Here is a 2534-nt window from a genome sequence, read left to right on the forward strand (position 1 = left end):
GGAAGTAACCCGACCACCCAACAGACACAGCCGAACTGGCCAGTCCGTATTCGAGCATCAGATCCCAGCCGATCATCCAGGCCACCAACTCTCCCAGCGTCGCGTAGCTGTAGGTGTAAATCGAGCCTGCTACCGGTACAGATGAGGCGAACTCGGCATAACAGAGTGCTGCAAATGCACAGGCCAACGCCGCTATCAGGAATGAAACCATGAGGGCCGGTCCCGCAGTCAATGCGCCGGTTCCGGTCAATACGAAGATGCCCGTCCCCACGATTGCACCGATACCAATCAGGACCAAATCCATCGGCCCCAGCACTTTTTTCAACCCTGCAGGCGCTCGGGCAGCAGCAATCATTGCGTCCAGGTCTTTTGTTCTGAAAATGCTCAATATTGCCTCCGTTGTTACTTATTTTTATTGTCAGAGCCAGTGGCTTGGGTGTCGGAAATGACAAGAAATTGTATTTCAGTGCCTCGAAAATTAGTTTTCGAAACGGGTCTGTATTTAGTTATTTTTCAGTCGTTAATTATCCAAAATGTGTTCTTTATGTAATTTTCTTTCTAGTATTTGTAGTTTCTAGAAATGGATGCTTGATCAAGGACCTGCGGGATGGGGCCAATCGCCCTACCGCGTACGCATTGTTAAAGGGAGAGAGCACATGGCGGAAATGGATAAGGTTGATCGTTCAATTCTGGAAATTCTGCAAATGAATGGTCGCCTGACGAACGCCGAGATCGCCGCTCGTGTTTGCCTGTCAGCGCCAGCCTGCTGGAAGCGCCTGAAGCGCCTGGAAGAGGAGGTGATTGTCGGGTATCACGCGCACTTGAACCCGAAAACCATAGGGCTGGGACTTTTCGCTTTCATCAGCGTCACCCTCGATAGTCACTCCGAGCAAGCCATGGAACATTTCGAAGCGGGCGTCCTGGCGCTGCCCAACATTATTGCCTGTCACAAAGTGTCGGGGAAATACGACTACCTCCTGCAGGTAGTCGTCAAAGACATGGAGGCATTCCATGAACTCGCCATGCATCGCATACGTACGCTCGGCAATATCAAGGAAATGTACACCGGTTTTTCGCTCAAGGAGATCAAGCACTGCAATACCTTGCCACTGTAAGTGCCTGGACTTGCTCGTTTCCGTACGTACGGTGGTGTGAGAGGACGACGGCTGTGAAGCCGYCTCCTACTCGATAATCTTTATTCACGCCGACAGCGTCACCTCAGTCTTCCAGCTGAAATACCCGAGCGCTTCGCAGCGCTGGTTGATCAGCATGAAGCTCAGTTCGCAAGTTGCCACGCCCGTGCTCAGTTGCGAGCACTCCCAATAATGATCATCGGCCTTGTGGCTGCCCGGCTGGTTCGGGTTGGCGGGGTCGGGCGCGGGGACGGTCTGGTCGCCGTGGACGATCAGCTTGGGCGGAGAAAGGATCCCGGTATCGTCCACCGTGATGTTGTGGAATACCACGCTGTGTTCGGCCAGCAAACTGACGGTCCTGCCGCGAATATGAAAGACTTTTCCGTTGTGGGTGGTCAGTGTAATTTTGCTGTCATTTTTAACATTTTTCGTTTTTGGTGTAGCGCTGATGCCGAAGATGAAACCATCTTCAATCACGGTCGGCTTTTGCGGGTCAAGGCTGGGTTGCGCATAGCGCGAAAGCAGCGATTCGGCATCGACGACCAGCAGCACGCTATTGGCGGTCAGGGTACTCGCTGAAGGGGGGGTAATCGGTTCGGAAGTCATCATGGATTCCTTTCATGATGTTGACGCAAAACGGTAACCGCTTCGGTTTCAAGCAAGACATCCTGTTCCAGCCGAGGCGGCAACGGACTGGGGTGACCCCTCGTTGCCGAGGGGTCGATTCCATCATCAGTTATGGATGGAAATGAACGGGTCCCACGAGCAGCAGCCGACAATCTGACAGTTGCGGTCGACGATCAGGAAGTTGAAATGGTAGGTCACGCGACCACACGCCAGGGTCTCCGAGGACCAGTAGTGGTTGGCAACTTTCTGACAGCTAGGCACCGAGGGATTGCTGGGGTTGGGTACCGCAACGCTAGCGGTAGCCGTGCGTGGCGAAGGCGGGGAGATCAGATCGTTGCCTTGGTTGCCGATGAATTTGTAGAAGATCACGGCCTGTTCGAAGCTCTGGGACAGGCTGGTTTCACGCCAGCGAATCAGATCGCCAACCTGGGCCTTGAGGTCCAGCTCGCCACCGGCCTGGCCACTGATCACGTTATCCTGGTTGGTGACCATGTAGACGTGCTTCCAGTCGATCAGCGTCGGTGAAGCAGGGTTTTTGCTGATGTTCGGGTAGTTTTTCAGAATGGTTTCAGTGTCGATGGAAACAAGTACATCCGTGACTCGAGACATAGTGAAGCTCCTTTTAACATAGTGATTGTCTGGCTACTTACCAGGCACGACAACGCTTGCTTGCCTTGTGGCCGTTGCGAACACACTACTGGGGAACCCACTCGATCACGGGGACGAGCTGGCCTTGCTCCTTGCCTTGAAATGACGGGTTGGGTTCCTTCCAAC

General features: G+C 53.5%; 4 protein-coding genes. 1 reads left to right on the plus strand and 3 read right to left on the minus strand.

Features of this window, described 5'->3' with window-relative positions; translation table 11 throughout:
- A partial coding sequence (locus AC1DLB_RS27430; protein ID WP_477786044.1) for an amino acid permease occupies window positions 1–388 on the minus strand: 388 nt, incomplete at its 3' end.
- Between the two features lie 196 nt (window positions 389–584).
- Between AC1DLB_RS27430 and AC1DLB_RS27435 the strand changes: the two genes are divergently transcribed.
- Window positions 585–1115, plus strand: a complete 531-nt coding sequence (locus AC1DLB_RS27435; RefSeq protein WP_256597237.1) for an Lrp/AsnC family transcriptional regulator — start codon at window positions 585–587, stop codon at window positions 1113–1115.
- 84 nt (window positions 1116–1199) lie between these two features.
- Here the strand turns inward: AC1DLB_RS27435 and AC1DLB_RS27440 are convergent, their stop codons facing one another.
- Together AC1DLB_RS27440 and AC1DLB_RS27445 are read right to left on the minus strand one after the other, a co-directional pair.
- Window positions 1200–1739 (minus strand): AidA/PixA family protein, encoded by a 540-nt coding sequence (locus tag AC1DLB_RS27440; protein ID WP_111454826.1) that lies wholly within the window; start codon window positions 1737–1739, stop codon window positions 1200–1202.
- Window positions 1740–1865: 126 nt separating this feature from the next.
- Entirely contained in the window at window positions 1866–2369 is a 504-nt protein-coding gene (locus tag AC1DLB_RS27445) for an inclusion body family protein (protein WP_086944821.1), read from the minus strand.
- Window positions 2370–2534 lie beyond the last annotated feature (165 nt).

The sequence above is a fragment of the Pseudomonas sp. 05N434 genome, assembly GCF_056396965.1.

Bases quoted from the DNA above. Each gene is read 5' to 3' on its own strand.
- AC1DLB_RS27440 (WP_111454826.1), bottom strand. From the start codon at position 1,739: ATGACTTCCGAACCGATTACCCCCCCTTCAGCGAGTACCCTGACCGCC.
- AC1DLB_RS27445 (WP_086944821.1), bottom strand. From the start codon at position 2,369: ATGTCTCGAGTCACGGATGTACTTGTTTCCATCGACACTGAAACCATT.
- AC1DLB_RS27435 (WP_256597237.1), top strand. From the start codon at position 585: ATGCTTGATCAAGGACCTGCGGGATGGGGCCAATCGCCCTACCGCGTA.